Genomic DNA, 753 nt, shown 5'->3' on the forward strand with positions numbered 1-753 from the left:
TGACGGCGACGAGGCCGTCGGCGCCGAGCGAGGCGACCACCGCACCGGCGCCCGCGGTCCGCAGCCTGCGGGCGGCGGCCACCGGATCGGCCAGGCCGGTGGCGGCGGCGAGTTCCTCCGCGTTCGGCTTGACCAGGGCCGGTCCGGCCGCCAACGCCGTGCTCAGCGCCGTCCCGTCGGCGTCGAGCACCGCCGGGACGCCGTTCGCGTGCGCGAGCCGGAGCAGGTGGGCGTAGGCGTCCTCGGGCACGCCGCGCGGCAGGCTGCCGGAGAGGACCGCCGCCGCGGCGTGCGGCAGCAGGGTGTCGAGGTGGTCGAGGAAGCGCGCCCATTCCCCGACGCCCACCACCGGGCCGGGTTCGAGCAGGATCGTGGTGTTCCCGGCGTCCTCCTCGACCACGGCCACCGTCCGCCGTGACTCGCCCGCGATCGCCAGCATGCGGTCGGCCAGGCCGGCGGACGCCAGTTCGGCGCGGATCGCCCGGCCGGTGAGGCCGCCGGTCAGGCCGGTGACCACGGTCGGGTGGCCGAGGGCGTGCAGGATCCGGGCGACGTTGACGCCCTTGCCGCCCGCGCGCTGGGCCACCGCCCGGACCCGGTTGCTGCCGTGCGGGCGCATCCGGTCCAGGTGGTGGGTGATGTCCAGGGCGGCGTTCAGGGTGACGGTGAGGATCACGCCGCCGCTCCCTCGCCCAGAAGGTCCCGCGCGAGCAGTCCGGCACCGAAACAGCCCGCCTCGTGGCCGAGTTCGGC

1 protein-coding gene is annotated in these 753 nt (G+C 76.9%); it reads right to left on the reverse strand.

The features are described 5' to 3' along the window. The coding region (locus AE652_RS42465) for a 1-phosphofructokinase family hexose kinase (RefSeq protein WP_049661623.1) at positions 1 to 676 on the reverse strand (676 nt) is incomplete at its 3' end. Positions 677 to 753: the final 77 nt, after the last annotated feature.

Source organism: Kitasatospora sp. MY 5-36 (assembly GCF_001182915.1).
Lineage (GTDB): Bacteria > Actinomycetota > Actinomycetes > Streptomycetales > Streptomycetaceae > Kitasatospora.